Below are 18,266 nucleotides of genomic sequence, written 5' to 3'. Positions count from 1 at the left end.
GACCGATGGCGTCCGCGCTGACTGGCGCGGCGGCCCTGCTTCCGACGGGTCGGAAGCAGGGGCAGATATGGCTGTGCGGGACCCTGCCCAAGCCTTCGTTTCAGGTCAAGATAAGCCTTCGTTTCAGGTCAAGGCCGGGTATCATTTCCTTGCCTCATTCCTTTTTGAACGGCGCGTTCTCGGCGTAATCGGCGAGGATGGCGTCCACGGCCCGCGCCTCGCGGGCGAAAAACTCCTGCGCCGCGCGGGCGAGGCGCGGGTCGGCGAATTCATGCGCCGACCAGGTCGCCACGGCTTCATAGCCGCGCGAAAACTTGTGCTCGCCCTGCGCCCCGGCCTCGACGCGCTTCAGCCCGCGCGCGATGGCGAATTCAATCGCCTGATAATAGCAAAGCTCGAAATGCAGACAGGGGAGATGTTCCAGAGCGCCCCAGTTGCGGCCATAGAGCGCATCGTCGCCGATGAGATTGAGCGCCCCGGCGATCATCCGCCCCTCGCGCCGCGCGACCACCAGCAGCACGCGATCCGCAAGCTTCGCGCCGAGCGCCGAGAAAAAGGCGCGGGTGAGATAGGGCCGCCCCCATTTGCGGGCGCCGGTGTCCATGTAGAAGGCGTAGAAGGCGTCCCAATGCGCCTCGGTCAGGTCGCTGCCGGTCACCCATTCGATGGTCAGGCCGGCGGCCTGGACCTCGGCTCGCTCCTTGCGGATCGCCTTGCGCTTGCGCGACGACAGCGCGGCCAGGAAATCGTCGAAGCTCCGGTAGCCGCGATTGAAAAAGTGGAACTGGTGGCCCTTGCGCGGGATGAAGCCCGATTTTTCGAGAAAGGCCTGATCGGCGGAATCGGGAAAGGTGACGTGCAGCGAGGACAGTTCCATCGTCTCGCGCAGCGCGCGCAGGCCCAGCGCCAGCGCCTCGCGCGCGCCCGGCGGCGCGTCCGCCGCGACCAGCAGGCGATGGCCCTGGACGGGGGTGAAGGGCACGGCGACCTGCGCCTTGGGATAATAGCGCCCGCCGACGCGCTCGAAAGCCTCGGCGAGGCCATGGTCGAACACATATTCGCCCATCGAATGGGTCTTGAGATAGACCGGGGCGCAAGCGGCGAGGCGGCCTTCCGGCGTCTCCACCAGCACATGGGCCGGATGCCAGCCCGCGCCCTTGCCGACGCTGCCGGTTGTCTCCAGCGCGGCGAGAAATGCGTGGGTCAGGAAGGGGTTGAACCGCTCGCCCGCCTCGGCGTCGGAAGCGGGGGGATTGGCGCAGGCGTCCCAGTCCGAAGCCGGAATGGACTCGATGCGCTCAACCTGACGAATGCGAAAGGGCACGGATTTCATTGCGGCGCGATCATCGCGCGGATTGGCCGCGCAATCCAGCGTCATCCGGTTCGTCGCGTCTTTTTCCCGGAAAGCCGTTCTTACGCCGCCGCCGCGGTGACGCGGTTGCGGCCGCTGTTCTTCGAGAGATAGAGCGCCTGATCCGCCCGCTTGAGGAAGGCGGCGGGGATTTCCACGCCCGGCGATTCGGCGAGCCCGATCGAGACGGTGATCGGAATCGACTGCGCGCTGCCTTCGAGCGGGAAGGGCGTTCCAGCGACCGACGAGCGAATACGCTCGGCCACCAGCTCCGCCGTCGCCAGATTGGTGTCGGGCATCACGACCACGAATTCCTCGCCGCCGAGCCGGCACATCAGGTCGGAGCCGCGCACCGAGCGTTTTACCCGCGCGGCGAAGCCCTTCAGCACCTGGTCGCCGACGTCGTGGCCGTGACCGTCATTGACGTGCTTGAAATGATCGATGTCGAGGATCATCACCGAAACGGAACGCCCACGCAGGGCGGCCTGATCCAGCAGCGCGGCGAGATGGGATTCGAGATAGCGGCGGTTGTTGAGCCCGGTGAGGGGATCGACCACCGCCAGCTCCATCACCGCCTGCAGGCTGGAGCGCAGGCTGTCGGCATAGCGCTTGTGGCGCACCTGGGTCCGCACGCGGGCGAGGATTTCGTTCTTGTCGACCGGACGGATGAGATAATCGTTCACGCCGAGATCGAGGCCGCGCAGGATGCGCTGGCGGTCTTCGAGATCGGCCAGAATCAGCAGCGGCGTGTGGCGGGTGCGGTCGACCGAGCGCAACTGGCTGCACAGGCGCAGGCCGTCGAACCGGGCGAGGCCGAGGCTGACGATCACGACCTGGTAATCCTGTTCGGTCGCGCGGAACAGCGATTCATGCGCGTCAATATTGACGTCGACCTCATAGGGGCCGCGCAGGGCGGCGCAGATCCGCTGCGCGGAATTGGTGCGGTCGTCGACCAGCAGGATGCGCCCGCCCAGACCGTCGTCGAGCGTGTGGCGCGTGGCGTCGGTGACGCCGAGATTGGCCGAGGTCGCCGCGCGGGTGCGCAATTCATCGACCACGAATTTCAGCCGCGACAGCGAGCGGACGCGGGCGATCAGGGCGATTTCGTCGATCGGCTTGGTCAGGAAGTCGTCGGCGCCGGCTTCGAGGCCGCGCACGCGGTCCGCCGTCTGGTCGAGCGCCGTGACCATCACGACCGGCAAATGCAGTGTCGCGGGATTGGCCTTGAGCTTGCGGCAGACTTCAAAGCCGTCCATGCCTGGCATCATCACGTCGAGCAAAACGATGTCGCATTCGCCGCGCTCACAGATCTTCAGCGCGTCAGGCCCGTTGGTGGCGGTGACGACGTCGAAATATTCCGCTGTCAGCCGCGCTTCCAGCAGCTTGAGATTGGGCAGGAGATCGTCAACCACCAATACGCGGGCCGTCATGGGCCGGTCCTTTCACTGCGCTTCGTCAAGCGCCGCGGTCAATTATCGCGAATATAGTTGCGAACCGTTTCCAAAAATTTCACGACTGAGATCGGTTTCGACAAATAGGCCTCGCAGCCGCCCTGCCGGATCTTTTCCTCGTCGCCCTTCATGGCGAAGGCGGTGATCGCGACCACCGGGATATGGGCCAGCTCGGGGTCGTCCTTCAGCCATTGCGTCACCTGGAGGCCCGAGACCTCCGGCAGCTGGATGTCCATCAGGATGAGGTTCGGACGATGGCTGCGCGCGAGGCCGACCGCCTCGACGCCGCTCTTGGTCTGCACCGTCGTATAGCCATGCGCCTCCAACAGGTCGTTGAAGAGCTTCATGTTCAGCTCATTGTCTTCGACGATGAGGACCGTTTTTTTCATTTCACCCCGCCAGGCCTCGGACGCGATTTTCACGGCCGATTCTTACATGTTTAAGCGACATAAATTGACGAATGGAAAATTTGCGCCGAACGTATTGAGGGTATTGAACGAATGGAAGGTCCCGTTTGGTTTTGCGTCCTCCTGTCCCCCGAAAAATCGACCGCGACGACGCGGAAAAGATCGCGATCGCCGGGCTGAGCCATATCGCCGGCGACCCCGAGCGCCTGTCGCGCTTTCTCGCGCTGTCCGGGCTCGACCTCGGCCATTTGCGCGCGGCGGCAAGCCAGCCCGGCTTTCTGGCCGGCGTCCTGACCTTTCTCGCCGGCGACGAGAGAAGCCTGCTGGATTTTGCGGCGGCCAGCGGCTACGCCCCCGAGACCGTGGGCGCGGCCTTTTTGACCCTCAACCCGCCGAGCTCGGGCGAGTTCGACTGATCCATCGGCGCAAGACGCGCGTAAAACCGGCGAATTGATGGCCGGAGGCCGCGATTTTTGTCGCCCTCAAAGGTGGCAAAACAGGGCAATCCTGATTAGAAGGGCGCAGCACGCGGCGCGGGAGCGCCAGATTCGGGAATTGTTCTATGGTCAAGGTCGTCTATGTCAGCTCCACCGGCGAGAGGCGCGAGGCTGAAGCGGAACCGGGCATGACGGTGATGGAAACGGCCGTCAAGATCGGCATTGATGAAATCCTCGGCGAATGTGGCGGGGCCTGCGCCTGCGCCACCTGCCACGTCTATGTCGCGCCGGAATGGTTCGACAAATTGCCGGCGGCCAGCCCGATGGAAACCGATATGCTGGATTTCGCGGTGGACCCGCGCCCCAATTCGCGCCTGTCCTGCCAGATCACGATCACCGAGGCGCTCGATGGCCTCGTCGTCGAGACGCCCGACCGTCAGGGCTGACGTTCGGGAGCGGCTGAGCCGCTTTTTCCCGAATCGCTGAACAGGAAGGGCGCGACGTCGCGCAGGCCCGGCTGTTTTTCCGACAGGAAGGGCATGGGGCGGCAGACCGACATGGCCGAGAGGCCGATGCGCGCCGTCAGGGTGCCGTTCAGGACGCCCTCGCCGAGACGCGCCGAGATTTTCGCCGCGAGACCGTGTCCTATGATCTGCTGGGCCAGCCCGTCCCCGAGCGCCATGCCGCCGGTGATGGCGAGATGGGCGCCCACGGCGCGCGCCAGCCGCCACGCCCCCAGCATTCCGGGGCGTCCGCCATAGATTTCGGAGATGCGCCGGATCAGGCGCAGCGCCATGGCGGCGACGAAAATCATGTCGATCGCGGCGCGCGGGCTGATCGCGGCGACCAGCGACACGCGCTTGGCGGTCGAGGCGATCTCTTGCTGCGCGGCGGAATCGAGCGCGGGCATTAATCGCCGTTCGGCGATGTCGATCAGATCGCGGCCGTCCACAATGTCCTTGCGCAGCTCGCCGAGATGCAGGCGGGCGCCTGACGTTTCCGGCCGGCCTTCGTAGAGGGCGGCGAGCTCGCCGATTTTTTCCCGCGCCAGTTCGCGGTCGTCGGTCTCATGCGCCAGCGCCAGCGCCTTGTGCAGCAGCGCGATCTTGCGCTGGCGGAAGATGGCCAGCATTTCGCGGCTGATCAGCGCCAAAATGGCCAGAATGGCAAGGCCTGCAAGGCCGAGGCCGAGCGCGCCGAGCGCCGCGGACCGCGCGAACAGGGATTCGACCAGCTGGTCTAGCCAGAGCCCGAAGGAAAAGGCGGCGAGACCGCCGAGCGAGGAGAGCAGCAGCCCGCCCCAGCTGAAGGCCGTGCGGCGCAGGAAGCCGCGCGCCTGGGCCTCTTCCGCGGCCTGTTCGGCGGCGTCGCCGACCAGCAGCGCCGCTTCGGCCTCGAAGGCGTCGGGCCGCTCTTCCAGCAGGAAATCGCGCTTCTGGCCGGGGGCAAGCTCGTCGAGGCGGAAGGCGCGGGGGCGTGATTTGGGCCGGTCACTCATGACAGCCGGTCTCCAAACAGGAACTGGCAGGCGCGATCCAGCCTGATATGGGGCGCGGGCAGGGGGGCGCCATCGGGGTTGAAGGAGGGAACGGGCGGACGGAAGCGCAGGAAGCGGTAATCCGCGTCGCCCTCCGCCAGCGCCAGGGCGTCGCCGCGAAAAGCCTCGCGCGGATCGACGGGCAATTGGCCGGGAAAGATCGCCGCCTCGGCGACGCCGTCGAACGTCTGGCCGTCGAGCGTTTCCCCGGCGAGCGGCACGCCGACGATGGCGTCGATGGTCTCGCGCCCCCGCCGCACGGCGGCCTCCCGGGTCGCCCGGACGGCGGCCAGCGCGATGACGTCCACTTTCGCGCCGGAAAATTCCGAGCGGGAAATGGCGCGCGCTGTCAATTGCCGCAAAATGGCCTCCAGCCGGTCGTGGCTGAGGTGGTGCAGATGATCGGCCTTGGTCGCGGCGACGAGAATCTTGTCGATCTTCGGGCGGAGCAGCCGCGTCAGCGCATTGCCGCGCCCCACGCGAAAGGCGGCGAGCACGTCGTTAAGCGCATGTTGCAGGTCGCGCAGGGCGGCTGGCCCGGAATTGAGCGCTGCGAGGGCGTCCACCAGTACGATCTGGCGGTCCAGTCGCGAGAAATGATCGCGGAAGAACGGCTTCACGACATGGCTTTTATAGGCCTCGTAGCGCCGGTCCATCATCGCCGCCAGCGTGCCCGAGGCGATTTCCGCCCCCTCGGCCAGCGGCAGCGGCGCGAAGGTGAGCGCGGGCGAGCCTTCGAGGTCGCCCGGCATCAGGAAGCGCCCCGGCGGCAGGGTGGACAAGGCATAGGCGTCGGAGCGCGCGGCCCGCAGATAGGCCGTGAATAATTCCGTCGCCCGCCGCGCGAGAAGCTCGTCCTCAGGTCCGGCCGGGTCGAGACCGGCGGAAAAGCCGCGCCATTCGGCGGCGAGCGGCGCGCGCGCGGCGGCCGCGCTGGTCTCGAACGTCTCGTGCGACCATTCGCGATAGGATTTCTCCAGCAGCGGCAAATCGAGCAGCCATTCGCCCGGATAATCGACAATATCGATGGTGAATTGCGACGGGCCAGGCCGAAAGCCTTCGCGGCGCTCGAAATCCAGCGTCAGCCGCAGTTCCGAGATCTGGCGGGTCGATTGCGGCCAGTGCCGGTCGGCGCCCGAAGGGTCTGAGCCGGTCAGCGCGGCGACATGGTCCTCGAAGGCGAAGCGGGCGATATGGTCGTCGGGCTGCGGCTCCAGCCGTCCGGAAAACAGGCGGCCCTCGGCGGCGAGGCGGAACACGGGGAGCGGATTCTTGCGGCCTTCGGCGGCGGCGTGCGCCAGAGTGGTGAGTTGCTGGGCGAGGGCGGTGATGAAGACGGTCTTGCCGGCGCGTGACAGGCCGGTGACGCCCAGCCGCATCCCGCGGCCGCGGGAAAAGACATCAGCAAGACTGGCGGCGCTGTTGCGCGCCTCGCTGAAAAAATCGGTCAGGGCGGACAAGGCGGGCTCCGGCGGATTCGAGCTGAACCCTTGCCGATCATTTAATCACGAATGGGCCGAGCGGTAGCCGGCGCGCGTCGATTTCTTGGCGCAGCGATGCGTGAAGTAAAAAAATTATTGTAAAACAATGGATTGTGCGATCTAGCGCAAGTTTCGCGCTACGTCGCTCGCGCAAATACTGAAAAAAACGTGGTAAATAAATGTTTTAAAAACATAATTTACAAAAAGTTTACGGTGAGATTGAGGTTTGCTGCGCCCTCAGGCGAGGAAATGGGTCAGGGTTCCGTCGCCCCAGCGCAATTTCCGCCATTCCGCATCCTCGATATCGAAAATGGCGATCCCGCCGGGCGGGAAGCCCTTGCCGAGACGCTTGAGCGCCTCGCGTTCGCCGCTTCCGGCGAAATGCGCCGCAAATTCCGCGATGGAGGGATTATGCCCGACAAGGATTAAGCATTTGACCGAGTCCGGCTGCGCGCGCGCCAGATCCATCAGATGGTGGCGCTCGGCTTCATAGAGGCTCTTTTCGAGCCGACTCCCGGGCGCGTTCGCCAGATGCGGCCCGGCGATTTCCCAGGTTTCGCGCGTCCGCTGTGAGTCCGAGAGCAGGACAAGATCGACTGGCAGGTTCAACTCCGCCAGACGCGCGCCTGCATGCGCGGCGTCCTTGCGGCCAGCATCGGTCAGCGGCCTTTCATGGTCGCGGTATCTGGAGGAATGGACGGCTTCGGAATGGCGGAAGAGGATGAGGCGGCGCATAAGGCCAAGTTAGCACGGCTTTTTGACAGACTGGAAATGGTGTCCACGCGCCCGCCGGCGCCGGGTTTGAGGGCGGATCGTTCCAAGGGAGCGGGACCGCTCACGTTTTGGCGATGCATTTTCGGCTTTTTCGTTGGTGGGCTATAAGCTAACGCTTCTGCGCGGGAAGGCCTCGAATCGGCGTCGCGCCAGACTCTGCGGGAGAAAAAAATGAAACTTGCCGATTGGCTTCTGGCCGTGGCCGGCGCTCTGGCCCTTGCCGGGCCAGCATTCGCGCAAAGCGCGACTCCGGAGGGCGGCGCCCCTGATTTTCAGTCGGATCCCCTCAATCAGTTCATGACTCCGCGCGTGACGCCGTCGTTCAAGACGGCGCCGAAGTCGCCGGAAGCGGACGCCTGCGCCAATTCCGACGGCAGGGTCGCCGCCAAGGCGCGGGTCCAGGCCTGCGGCAAGCTGATTGATTCGGGAAAATGGAAGGGACAGGAAATCGCCTGGGCCTATTCCAATCGCTGTTTCGCGCTGAAAAAGCTCGGCGAGCAAGACAAGGCGCTGGCAGATTGCGACAAGGCGATCGAGTTGGACGGCAAAAACGCCGTCGCGTTCCAGGCCCGCGGCATGATCCATCAGGACAAGGGAGACGGCGACCGCGCTCTGGCCGATTATGACAAGGCGGTCGAATTCGGCGGGAACAACGCAGCGCTCTTTTCCGATCGCGGCAATGTCCTGCTGGCAAGAGGCGAGGCAGACAAGGCGCTGGCGGATTATGACAAGGCGATCAAACTGAGCGGCAATGGCGCCGCGTCCTTAATCGAACGCGGCGGCGCTTATCTCGCCAAGGGGCAATATGACGCGGCGCTCGCGGATTACGGCCGCGCTATCGAACTCTCGCCGAACAACGCCTTCGCCCATTTCAATCGCGGCGTCGCTTTTGAGGTCAAGGGCGACAAGGCCAGGGCGATCGAGGAGTTCAAACTGGCCTTGAAGATCGACCCCAAGAACGCCTATCCGGGTCTCTGGCTGTTCCTGGCCAAAGGCGGAGCGGAAGGCAAAGCGGAATTGCAGCGCTATTCGACGAAATTCACGCAGGGCGCCTGGCCCTGGCCCGTCGCGCAATATGACCTCGGCGCTCTCGACCTCCAGAACACGCTCGCGGCGGCGAAAACGCCCGGCGACCAATGCGAGGCGCAATTCTATATCGGCGCCGAGCGTCTGGCCAAGAACGCCAGGGACGAAGGTCTGGCCTTCTTGCGCAAGGCGGTTGAGATCTGCCCGAAGAATTTCATCGAATATATTCAGGCCGCCGCCGTGTTGAAGGCGGCGGGCGTCGAAATTCCCAAGCCCGCGGCGCACGAGCCGAAAGCGGACCCGGCCCCGGCGGCCAAACCCGCTTCTGCGCCTGCGTCTGCGGAGCCCGCGCCGGCGGTCGAGTCCGCGCCCGCGTCCAGGCCCTCTCCCGTGATCAGGCTGGATGGAGGCGCCCCGCCGAAAGCCTCACCCGCGCCTGCCTCACCCGCGCCTGCCTCGGCTGAGCCCGCCCCGACGAAAGCCGATGCGCCTGCGGCCGAGCCGGCGTCGCCAGCCCCGGAGCCAGCCAAGCCGGACGCGGCCGACCAGCCCAAACCGGAAACCGGATCGGATTCGGCCCCGAAGCCAGCGCCGGCGACCGACGGCAAATGATCGGGACGACGCGCTGAAGTGAACATCTGTCGCGGCGCGGGTTTCCCGCGCCGTTCTAACGCGTCAATTCCTTCATCGCGCCCTCAATTCCTTGCAGGGTGAGGGGGTACATGCGGTTTTCCATGATCCTCTGGATCATCCCGATGGATTGCGTGTAACGCCAATGCTCCTCGGGCGTTGGGTTGAGCCAGACCGCATGAGGCCAGCATTGCAGCGCGCGTTCGAGCCAGACCTTGCCGGCTTCCGCATTATAATGCTCGACAGAACCGCCCTCCGTCATGATCTCATAGGGACTCATCGCGGCGTCGCCGACCAGGATGAGCTTGTAATCATGCGGAAAAGTGTGGAGCAGGTCCCAGGTCGCCATTCGCTCCGAATGCCGGCGCTGGTTGTTCTTCCAGACGCCTTCGTAAAGGCAGTTGTGGAAGTAAAAATGTTCGAGATGCTTGAATTCGCTGCGGGCGGCGGCGAAGAGGCCTTCGACCTGCTGAATATGCCAGTCCATTGAGCCGCCGATGTCGAGCAGCAGCAGCACCTTGACGGCGTTGCGCCGTTCAGGCCGCAATTTCACGTCGAGAAAGCCCTGCCGCGCTGTCGCGCCGATCGTACCTTCGAGGTCCAGTTCCTCGGCGGCGCCGGTGCGGGCGAGTTTCCTCAGGCGGCGCAGGGCGATCTTGATATTGCGCGGCCCCAGTTCTTCGTCGCCGTCGAGATCCTTGAATTCGCGCTTGTCCCAGACCTTGACCGCACGGAAATTGCGGTTGCCGTCCTGGCCGATGCGGACGCCCTCCGGATTATAGCCATAGGCGCCGAAGGGCGAGGTTCCGGCGGCGCCAATCCATTTGCCGCCGCCCTGATGACGTTCCTTCTGCTCTTCGAGACGCTTTTTCAGCGTCTCCATCAGCTTGTCCCAGCCGAGCGCCTCGATCTGTTTCTTCTCCTCGTCGGTGAGGAATTTCTCCGCCAGCTTCTTGAGCCATTCTTCCGGGATCGCGGCCTTTTCGGCCAGATCGGCCCCCGACTCGAGCCCCTTGAAAGTCTGGCCGAACACACGGTCGAACTTGTCGAGATTGCGCTCGTCCTTCACCAGGCAGGCGCGCGCGAGAAAATAGAATTCCTCGACCGATTTCTCGGCCAGATCGACGGAGAGCGCCTCGCACAGGGTGAGATATTCGCGCAGAGAGACCGGAATCTGCGCTTCGCGCAGCGCGGCGAAAAAATTGATCAGCATGGGGCCCGGGCCTTCCGGCAGTCCGAAATTCGTCGAAGGCCGTTCAACGCGATTGCCGGCGTCGAACCGGAGCCAACATGGGGAAGCTACAGGATGAACAGGGCAGGGGGAAGCCGCGCTCCGAAAATGGACTTGCGAACGATACGGCGCACAAAAAAGCCGACGATGGCGAACCATCGTCGGCGATATTTTTGATCCGTTCCGAAGATCGGCCAGACTGATCAGATGATCAGTACTTGGCGACGACGGCCTTCGGGGCTTCCGGCGCCCACAGCGGGACGATGACGTGAGCCAGGAACTGGGTCTGCTTGTTGTTGTAGTTCTGGGTGTAAACGTCGGTCGAGACGATGAACTGGGTGATCACCGGGCCGAAGTTATAGCCGATCAGGCCGCCGAGGGCGAACTGGGACTGGTTGGCATAGGCCTGATGGTAGATGCCGGAGTTATTGAAGCCCGCGCCATAGCCGCCGAAGTCGGTCGAGCCATAGCCCACCATACCAACTTCCCACTTGCCGAAGGTGTGGGTCAGGGCGAGGTCATAGTTGAAATAGTCGTTGTTCTGGCAGCTCGGGACAATGCCGAAGGCAGAGCAAGAACCCTGGTCGGTCAGGAAGCCGACCATCAGGTTGGCGGTCGCATTCCAGCCGCCGCCATGATAGGCCAAGGCCAACTGCTCGTGGAAGGTGGTGTGATTGAAGGCGTTGTCGAAGGTGCCGGCGTTGCTGATGCCGATATAGGCGCCCGACAACAGCGAAGCGCTGAACCCGTTGCCGAAGTTCCAGGCGATCTGGCCGGCGACGAAGGGGTTGTAGATGGTCTGGGCATAGAAGGTGCTGCGGCCGCCGATGGCGAGCGGATTGCGATAGTTTTCGCCGGCGAGAATTTCCGGAGCGGCGACGAGCAGCTGGATGTGGCCGCCGAGGATGTTCCAGGGGGTCGACCAGGCGACAATCGGAACGTTGTAGGAGAAGTTCGAATCGGCGCCCGGCACCGCGTCGCGCCAGTTGCCGACGCCGGTGATGTTGACGAAATAGATGCCTTCCGGCAGCGGGGTCGCCAGGTCGAGACCGGCGCGCTCGCCGGGCGGGTTGGTCGAGCCGGCGAGGGCGGCGGAGCTCAGGCCGCAGAGGCCGAGAGCGCCCATCGCGGCGCCGAGAAGTTTAGCCTTAATGTTCATTTGAATACCCCTCCCGAGGGCTTCAGTTCAGTGTTAACAAACTCTTTACTTCGTTCCCGTGGCGCCTATTCAGCCTTGGCTTCAATAATTCAGCACGGGACATCCGAGGCCTCTACAATAGTCGATTGGGAAAATGGAAAGAAAGGTCCGCGCAGCCACACCCGCCACGTTTCCGCCTTTTTGGCGCAATCGGATTCCGCGAGTTGTAGAAATGTCACATTTTGGGATGGTTCGGAGGTCTGCCTAACCTACAGAAAATACACGACTTCCGACTTAGGTAGGATTTTGCAGCGCAATATGGCGCGGACCCCCACTGGTTCGACGCCCAGAAATGCTCACAAAGCGGTCATTTCGATTCGCGTGATTTGTCGCCCAATGCTTGCCCCTTGCCTGTTGCGGCGCCACATTGCGTGAAATCCGCCGTTCGCCCACGTCTTCTGCGCGGGGCGGACCGCCAGGGAAAGGCCCGGAAAAAGCATGCGTTTCAGTGGTTCTAAAACCTATGTCGCGACCAAGGACCTTCAGGTGGCGGTGAACGCCGCCGTGACCCTCGAGCGTCCGCTGCTCGTGAAGGGCGAGCCGGGGACGGGCAAGACGGTCCTCGCCGAAGAGGTCGCAAGCGCTTTATCCGCGCGTTTGCTGACCTGGCACATCAAGTCGACCACCAAGGCGCAGCAGGGTCTTTATGAATATGACGCCGTGTCGCGCCTGCGCGATTCACAGCTGGGCGACCCCCGCGTCAGCGAGATCGGAAACTACATCAAGCGCGGCAAGGTCTGGGAGGCTTTCGTCGCGGATGAGCCTCTGGTGCTGCTGATCGACGAGATCGACAAGGCTGATATCGAATTCCCGAACGATCTGCTGCTGGAGCTCGACCGGATGGAGTTCCACGTCTACGAGACGGGCGAAACGATCCGCGCGAAGAAACGGCCGCTCGTCATCATCACCTCGAACAACGAAAAGGAATTGCCCGACGCGTTCCTGCGGCGCTGCTTTTTCCACTACATCAAGTTTCCGGACAAGCCGACGATGGAGGCGATCATCGCCGCCCATTTCCCGGATCTGAAGAAAAGCCTGATCGAAGAGGCGTTGAGACTGTTCTTCCAGATGCGCGAGGTTCCTGGCCTCAAAAAGAAGCCTTCGACTTCGGAATTGCTGGATTGGCTGAAGCTGCTTCTCAGCGAGGACATCACGCCCGAACAATTGCGCGAAAGCGACGCGTCCAGGCTGATTCCGCCGCTCCACGGCGCCCTGCTCAAGAACGAGCAGGACGTCCACATGTTCGAGCGGCTGGCGTTCCTGCATCGCCGGGAAAACCGCTGAGCCATTAAGTCAGGCCGCCGGCGCGGCCTGACCCGGTTCAGGATGCGGCGCGCTGCTCCAGCAGTTCGGCGATGGCCGCGAGCGCTTGGTCCGCTGCGGCGCCATCGGGGCCGCCCGCCTGCGCCATGTCGGGCCGGCCGCCGCCGCCCTTGCCGCCGAGCTTTTCGGACGCGAGGCGCACGAAGTCGACTGCGTTGAATTTCGTCGTCAGATCCGGCGTCACGGCGACGACGACGCCAGCGCGGCCGTCTTCGGCGACTCCGATGATGGCCACGATGCCGGAGCCGATCGACTGCTTCGCCTCGTCGGCGAGCGATTTGAGATCCTTCATCTCCACGCCGGAAATAGCGCGCGCAAAGAGCTTGACGCCCGCGACCTGACGCACCGGCTCTTCGGCGTTTCCTCCTCCGCCGCCCATGGCGAGCTTCTTGCGCGCCTCGGTCAGTTCGCGTTCGAGCTTCTTGCGTTCCTCAAGCAGCGCGGCAAGGCGGTCGGCGGCGTCCTCGACTGGCGCGCGCAGCAATCCGGACAGATCGCGAAGGACCCGCGCCTCGGAATTCAAATGATGGCGCGCGGAAGCGGCGGTCTTGGCTTCGATGCGCTGGACGCCGGCGGCGACCGCGCTGCGGCCGACGATCGACACCAGGCCGATGTCGCCCGTGCGGGAAACATGAACGCCACCGCAAAGTTCGACCGAGAAAGCGCGACGGGCGCCGCCGCCCATGGAGACGACACGGACTTCGTCGCCGTATTTTTCGCCGAAGAGGGCTTTCGCGCCCGATTCGATCGCCTGATCGACCTCCATCAGGCGCGTCGAGACCGCCGCGTTCTCAAGGATGACGCGATTGGCGATATCTTCGACCTGCGCCAGCTCCTGATCGGTGACGGGCTTCGGATGGGCGAAATCGAAGCGCAGCCGGTCGGCGGCGACGAGAGAGCCTTTTTGCGCAACATGGTCGCCGAGCACTTCGCGCAGGGCTTCATGCAGGAGATGGGTGGCGGAATGGTTGGCGCGGATCGCGCTCCGGCGTTCGTGATCGACATCGAGCTGAAGCGCCATGTCGCGCCTGACCTCGCCGCGCTCCACGACGACTTCGTGAATGAAAAGATCACCGACCTTCTTGACGGTGTTTTCGACGCGCAGTCGGGTTTCGCCGGCGTGAAGGACGCCAGTGTCGCCAACCTGGCCGCCTGACTCCGCGTAGAACGGCGTCTGATTGAGGATGACGAGGCCTTTTTCGCCGGTCTTGAGCGCATCCCGTTCGACGCCGTCGCGCACCAGGGCGACCACCACGCCTTCGGCCGACTCGGTCTCATAGCCGAGGAAGTCGGTCGCGCCGACCTTGTCCTTGATCGCGAACCAGACCGTTTCGGTCGCCGCGTCGCCGGAACCCGTCCAGGCCTTGCGCGCTTCGGCGCGCTGGCGCTCCATGGCGGCGTCGAAGGCGGTCTTGTCCACGCCGATCTTGCGGGCGCGCAGCGCTTCCTGCGTCAGATCGAGCGGGAAGCCATAGGTGTCGTAAAGCTTGAAGGCGACATCGCCCGACAGGCTCTGGCCCTCGATGAGGTCGCGGGTCTCCTCGTCCAGGATCGCGAGACCGCGCGCCAGCGTGGTGCGGAACCGGGTTTCTTCGAGCTTGAGGGTCTCCTCAATGAGCGGCTGGGCGCGGGACAATTCCGGATAGGCGGCGCCCATTTCCCGCACCAGCGCCGGGACAAGACGCCACATCAGCGGATCGCGCGCGCCGAGCATCTGGGCGTGGCGCATGGCGCGGCGCATGATCCGGCGCAGGACATAGCCGCGGCCTTCGTTGGCTGGCAGCACGCCGTCCGCGACCAGGAAAGCCGAGGCGCGCAAATGATCGGCGATGATGCGGTGGCTCGCCTGCATCGGGCCGTCCGGTTCGACGCCGGTGGCGTCCGCGACGGCGCGGATGAGGGCGCGGAACAAGTCGATTTCAAAATTCGAATGGACGCCCTGCATCAGGGCGGCGATGCGCTCCAGGCCCATGCCGGTGTCGATCGACGGCCGCGGGAGCGGAACCCGCTGGCCCGGCGCGACCTGTTCGAACTGCATGAAGACGAGGTTCCAGAATTCGAGGAAACGGTCGCCGTCCTCATCCGGGCTGCCGGGCGGGCCGCCGCGAAGGGCTTCGCCCTGATCGTAGAAGATCTCGGAGCAGGGGCCGCAGGGGCCGGTTTCGCCCATCGACCAGAAATTGTCGCTCGACGCGATGCGGATGATGCGGTCGTCGGAGAAGCCGGCGATCTTTTTCCAGAGGCAGAAAGCTTCGTCGTCGTCGTGATAGACGGTGACGAGCAGCCGATCCTTGGGAAGGCCGAATTCCTTGATGATCAGGTTCCAGGCCAGGACGATCGCCTGCTCCTTGAAATAATCTCCAAAGGAGAAGTTTCCGAGCATCTCGAAAAAAGTGTGATGTCGTGCTGTGTAGCCGACATTGTCGAGATCATTGTGCTTGCCGCCGGCGCGGACGCATTTCTGCGCGGAGGCGGCGCGGGTATAGTCCCGCTTCTCGGCGCCCGTGAAGAGATTCTTGAACGGCACCATCCCGGCATTGGTGAACATCAATGTCGGATCGTTGCGGGGGACCAAGGAAGAAGATTCGACGGTGGTGTGACCGTTCTTGGCGAAATAATCGAGAAAAGTGGACCGGATTTCGTTGACGCCGCTCATGGATGCTCTCGACTCTCCGCTTGGCCTCGCTCAGGCTCCCGAAATTCACGCGCAGTCCTGCTGCGAGGCGGGCGGCTTTATCTATAGATAGGTCAAGGGCCTGTCGAGAGTAGTCGGCATATAATCCTTAAACGGTCGGTCGCGCCGATATGGGCGGAGGACGGCGGCGAGGCCGTCGATCTCCGATATTTTTTGCTTCTCACCGATTGTTTGGGAAAGCGGCCGCGAGGCTGGCGTCAGGAGTCGCTGTCTTCAGCGGCTGGGTCGATATTTTCGAGAATGCGCTCGGCGATCAGGCCGGCGTTTTCCCGGATGGTCTGTTCGATACGCGCCGCCGTTTCGGGATTGGCTTTCAGAAAGCTTTTAGCGTTTTCGCGGCCCTGGCCCAGGCGCTGGCTATCGAAGGAGAACCATGCGCCGGACTTCTCAACCACGCCGGCCTTCACGCCGAGATCGACCAATTCGCCGAATTTCGAGACGCCTTCGCCATACATGATGTCGAATTCGACCTGTTTGAATGGCGGCGCCACCTTGTTCTTGACGACCTTGACGCGGGTCTGGTTGCCGGTGACCTCCTCGCGGTCCTTGATCGCGCCGATGCGGCGGATGTCGAGACGCACCGAGGCATAGAATTTCAGCGCATTGCCGCCAGTGGTGGTTTCCGGCGAGCCGTACATCACGCCGATCTTCATGCGGATCTGGTTGATGAAGATCACCATGGTCCTCGATTTGGAGATCGAGGCGGTGAGCTTGCGCAGGGCCTGGCTCATCAGGCGGGCCTGCAGGCCGGGCTGGACTTCGCCCATTTCGCCTTCGATTTCGGCGCGCGGCACCAGAGCCGCGACGGAATCGATGACCAGAACGTCGACGGAGCCAGAGCGGACCAGCGTATCGGTGATCTCAAGCGCCTGTTCGCCGGTATCGGGCTGGGAAACCAGCAGATCGTCAAGGTGGACGCCAAGCTTGCGGGCGTAAACCGGGTCGAGGGCGTGTTCCGCGTCGACGAAGGCGCAGACGCCGCCGCTTTTCTGCGCCTCGGCGATCGTGTGGAGCGCGAGCGTCGTCTTGCCCGAGGATTCCGGTCCGTAGATCTCAACGATGCGGCCCCTCGGCAAACCGCCGACGCCAAGGGCGATGTCAAGTCCGAGCGAACCGGTGGAAATGGTTTCGATTTCCGTTGCCGGCTGGTTTTTGCCGAGCCGCATGATCGAACCCTTGCCGAAGGCGCGTTCAATCTGTGCCAGGGCGGCGTCTAGAGCCTTGGTCTTGTCCACGGAGGTTCCTTCCACGAGGCGGAGATTCGCTTGCGACATGGGCTCTATCCTTTTGGCACGGCTGGCGGCGCAGATGCAATGAACTTGTATTGCGTCAATGTACGCGATTTGTTCCGGCCCGCAAGTTCTTTTTTTGTTCTGACCTGGGGTAAAGTGATTCCTCAAAAAAATACCACGGTCCAGCAGGAGTAGGCGGACTATGGGGAGGCATTCCCACTTGAGAAAATTTTGCAACGGCTGGCTGTCTCAGGCGCCGTATTCATCTATCGGTCCCGATCGGACTCTGGCTGTGCTTTGGCGAGCTTTAAGGTGAGTGATGGCTGAGGGGGAAGGGCTATCCGCCAGGTCAGCACCTTGCGCGTGTGCCAGTCCATGATGGCGATCAGATAAAGAAAGCCTCGCTTCATCGGTAGATAGGTGATGTCGGCGCACCAGACCTGATTTGGGCGCTCGATCCGCAGGCCCCGCAACAAGTAGGGATAGGTCTTGTGTCCCTTCGCTGGCTTGCTGGTGTTCGGCTTCTGGTAGATCGGCATCAGCCCCATCAAGCGCATGAGCCGCCGGATGCGCTTCACATTCACCGGATGGCCTTCATTCTGCAAATGCCAGGTCATCTGCTGGACGCCGTAGAACGGCGTCTCCAGGAACTGTTTGTCGATAAGCAGCATCAAAGCGAGGTTCAGCTCCGTCTCGCCCTGCGGCTCGTAGTAGAACGATGACCGCGAGATCGACAGCAGGCGACACTGAATGCCGATCGATAGCGCTGGATGGTCAGGCTCGATCATGCCGCGCCTCACTTCCCGGTCCAGGGTTTGAGCTTTCTGGACAAAAAATCGTTGGCGACCGCCAGCTCCCCGATCTTGGCATGCAGGTCCCGGACGGCGCCCTCGTCGATCTCGGCCTTCTTCTTGGCCCCACGTTCGAAAATGTCGGTCGCCCCTTCGAGCAGCGCCTTCTTCCACTGGTGGATCATGGTGGGATGCACGCCGTAAGCCGTCGCCAGTTCGGATGCGGTCTTCTCGCCCTTCAAGGCTTCCAGGGCGACGCGCGCCTTAAACGCGGCGTCATGGTTTCTGCGCTTCGACATGTCTGATCTCCTCGTCTTTGGAGACCAGCAAACATCAGATCGTAGCTTCCGTCAGTGTCCAATTTTCGGGGAGGTGCTCAGTTGGCTGGCTCTACAACGCGACGTTGAAAGAAACGCTCGTCTATGCCAATCCGAGTGGGTTTAACGAGACGATCATGTCGACAACAATGCCGACATTAGCTTTGGCGGGCAATGTGGCTCTGAGCACAGGCAACTCAGCCGAACGCCTGGTTTGTCGGCGTGGCAAGCATGTGCCAGCCGCCCAGGTTAACCGCCGCGCCTTGGTAGGTGATTGGCTGGCTGGACTCGATTTGCGAACCGTTCATTGTCCAGTCGTAGAGCGCGCCGTTGGTGTTGCGCCAGAGAACGTCAGCCTTTCCATCGCCATTGAAGTCGGCGACCT

General features: G+C 63.2%; 17 protein-coding genes. 4 read left to right on the top strand and 13 right to left on the bottom strand.

Annotated elements, in window-relative coordinates; genetic code table 11:
- Window positions 1-154 precede the first annotated feature (154 nt).
- Genes QM467_RS16090 through QM467_RS16080 form a run of 3 tightly spaced genes read right to left on the bottom strand, consistent with a single transcriptional unit; the run spans window position 155 to window position 3,191 of the window.
- Entirely contained in the window at window positions 155-1,378 is a 1,224-nt protein-coding gene (locus QM467_RS16090) for a GNAT family N-acetyltransferase (RefSeq protein WP_283367360.1), read from the bottom strand.
- A 35-nt stretch (window positions 1,379-1,413) separates the two neighbouring features.
- Complete coding sequence (locus QM467_RS16085) at window positions 1,414-2,781, bottom strand: PleD family two-component system response regulator (protein ID WP_283367359.1); 1,368 nt, start codon at window positions 2,779-2,781, stop codon at window positions 1,414-1,416.
- 38 nt (window positions 2,782-2,819) lie between these two features.
- The gene (locus QM467_RS16080) at window positions 2,820-3,191 is read right to left on the bottom strand and encodes a response regulator (protein WP_283367358.1); all 372 of its coding nucleotides are present in this window, start codon (window positions 3,189-3,191) and stop codon (window positions 2,820-2,822) included.
- Between the two features lie 125 nt (window positions 3,192-3,316).
- Here QM467_RS16080 and QM467_RS16075 point away from each other — a divergent pair, with 125 nt between their 5' ends.
- Together QM467_RS16075 and QM467_RS16070 are read left to right on the top strand one after the other, a co-directional pair.
- Window positions 3,317-3,625 (top strand): DUF3572 domain-containing protein, encoded by a 309-nt coding sequence (locus QM467_RS16075; RefSeq protein WP_283367357.1) that lies wholly within the window; start codon window positions 3,317-3,319, stop codon window positions 3,623-3,625.
- A gap of 146 nt (window positions 3,626-3,771) precedes the next feature.
- Window positions 3,772-4,092 (top strand): 2Fe-2S iron-sulfur cluster-binding protein, encoded by a 321-nt coding sequence (locus QM467_RS16070; protein ID WP_283367356.1) that lies wholly within the window; start codon window positions 3,772-3,774, stop codon window positions 4,090-4,092.
- On the opposite strand, the gene QM467_RS16065 is transcribed toward QM467_RS16070, so the two are convergent.
- The 3 genes from QM467_RS16065 to QM467_RS16055 form a co-directional block, all read right to left on the bottom strand.
- Window positions 4,083-5,144: a YcjF family protein gene (locus QM467_RS16065; RefSeq protein ID WP_283367355.1), complete on the bottom strand. Its 1,062-nt coding sequence runs from the start codon at window positions 5,142-5,144 to the stop codon at window positions 4,083-4,085. The two genes, QM467_RS16070 and QM467_RS16065, sit on opposite strands and share 10 nt — an antisense overlap.
- The gene (locus tag QM467_RS16060; protein WP_283367354.1) at window positions 5,141-6,643 is read right to left on the bottom strand and encodes a YcjX family protein; all 1,503 of its coding nucleotides are present in this window, start codon (window positions 6,641-6,643) and stop codon (window positions 5,141-5,143) included. The genes QM467_RS16065 and QM467_RS16060 overlap by 4 nt, the downstream gene beginning before the upstream one ends.
- 258 nt (window positions 6,644-6,901) lie before the next feature.
- Window positions 6,902-7,399 carry a SixA phosphatase family protein gene (locus QM467_RS16055; protein WP_283367353.1) on the bottom strand — a complete coding sequence of 166 codons (498 nt, stop codon included), beginning with the start codon at window positions 7,397-7,399 and terminating at the stop codon, window positions 6,902-6,904.
- A gap of 210 nt (window positions 7,400-7,609) precedes the next feature.
- Here QM467_RS16055 and QM467_RS16050 point away from each other — a divergent pair, with 210 nt between their 5' ends.
- Window positions 7,610-9,076 (top strand): tetratricopeptide repeat protein, encoded by a 1,467-nt coding sequence (locus QM467_RS16050; protein WP_283367352.1) that lies wholly within the window; start codon window positions 7,610-7,612, stop codon window positions 9,074-9,076.
- Between the two features lie 55 nt (window positions 9,077-9,131).
- On the opposite strand, the gene QM467_RS16045 is transcribed toward QM467_RS16050, so the two are convergent.
- Entirely contained in the window at window positions 9,132-10,307 is a 1,176-nt protein-coding gene (locus QM467_RS16045; RefSeq protein WP_283367351.1) for a vWA domain-containing protein, read from the bottom strand.
- A 229-nt stretch (window positions 10,308-10,536) separates the two neighbouring features.
- Entirely contained in the window at window positions 10,537-11,484 is a 948-nt protein-coding gene (locus QM467_RS16040) for a transporter (RefSeq protein ID WP_283367350.1), read from the bottom strand.
- Between the two features lie 477 nt (window positions 11,485-11,961).
- Between QM467_RS16040 and QM467_RS16035 the strand changes: the two genes are divergently transcribed.
- Window positions 11,962-12,807, top strand: a complete 846-nt coding sequence (locus QM467_RS16035; RefSeq protein ID WP_283367349.1) for an AAA family ATPase — start codon at window positions 11,962-11,964, stop codon at window positions 12,805-12,807.
- A 37-nt stretch (window positions 12,808-12,844) separates the two neighbouring features.
- Here QM467_RS16035 and alaS read toward each other — a convergent pair whose 3' ends face one another.
- The 5 genes from alaS to QM467_RS16010 form a co-directional block, all read right to left on the bottom strand.
- Window positions 12,845-15,502 carry an alanine--tRNA ligase gene (alaS, locus tag QM467_RS16030; RefSeq protein ID WP_283367348.1) on the bottom strand — a complete coding sequence of 886 codons (2,658 nt, stop codon included), beginning with the start codon at window positions 15,500-15,502 and terminating at the stop codon, window positions 12,845-12,847.
- Window positions 15,503-15,738: 236 nt separating this feature from the next.
- A complete protein-coding gene (recA, locus tag QM467_RS16025) occupies window positions 15,739-16,815 on the bottom strand; it encodes a recombinase RecA (protein WP_283367347.1) in 1,077 nt (358 codons plus the stop codon).
- 224 nt (window positions 16,816-17,039) lie between these two features.
- Window positions 17,040-17,561 carry an IS3 family transposase gene (locus QM467_RS16020; protein WP_283367346.1) on the bottom strand — a complete coding sequence of 174 codons (522 nt, stop codon included), beginning with the start codon at window positions 17,559-17,561 and terminating at the stop codon, window positions 17,040-17,042.
- 8 nt (window positions 17,562-17,569) lie between these two features.
- Window positions 17,570-17,863: a transposase gene (locus QM467_RS16015; RefSeq protein ID WP_283367345.1), complete on the bottom strand. Its 294-nt coding sequence runs from the start codon at window positions 17,861-17,863 to the stop codon at window positions 17,570-17,572.
- A 215-nt stretch (window positions 17,864-18,078) separates the two neighbouring features.
- The coding region (locus QM467_RS16010; protein WP_283367344.1) for an FG-GAP repeat domain-containing protein at window positions 18,079-18,266 on the bottom strand (188 nt) is incomplete at its 5' end.

Source organism: Rhodoblastus sp. 17X3 (genome assembly GCF_030056575.1).
Lineage (GTDB): Bacteria > Pseudomonadota > Alphaproteobacteria > Rhizobiales > Beijerinckiaceae > Rhodoblastus.
The sequence above is the reverse complement of the archived record's forward strand: the minus strand, read 5'-3'. Positions and strand labels throughout refer to the sequence as shown.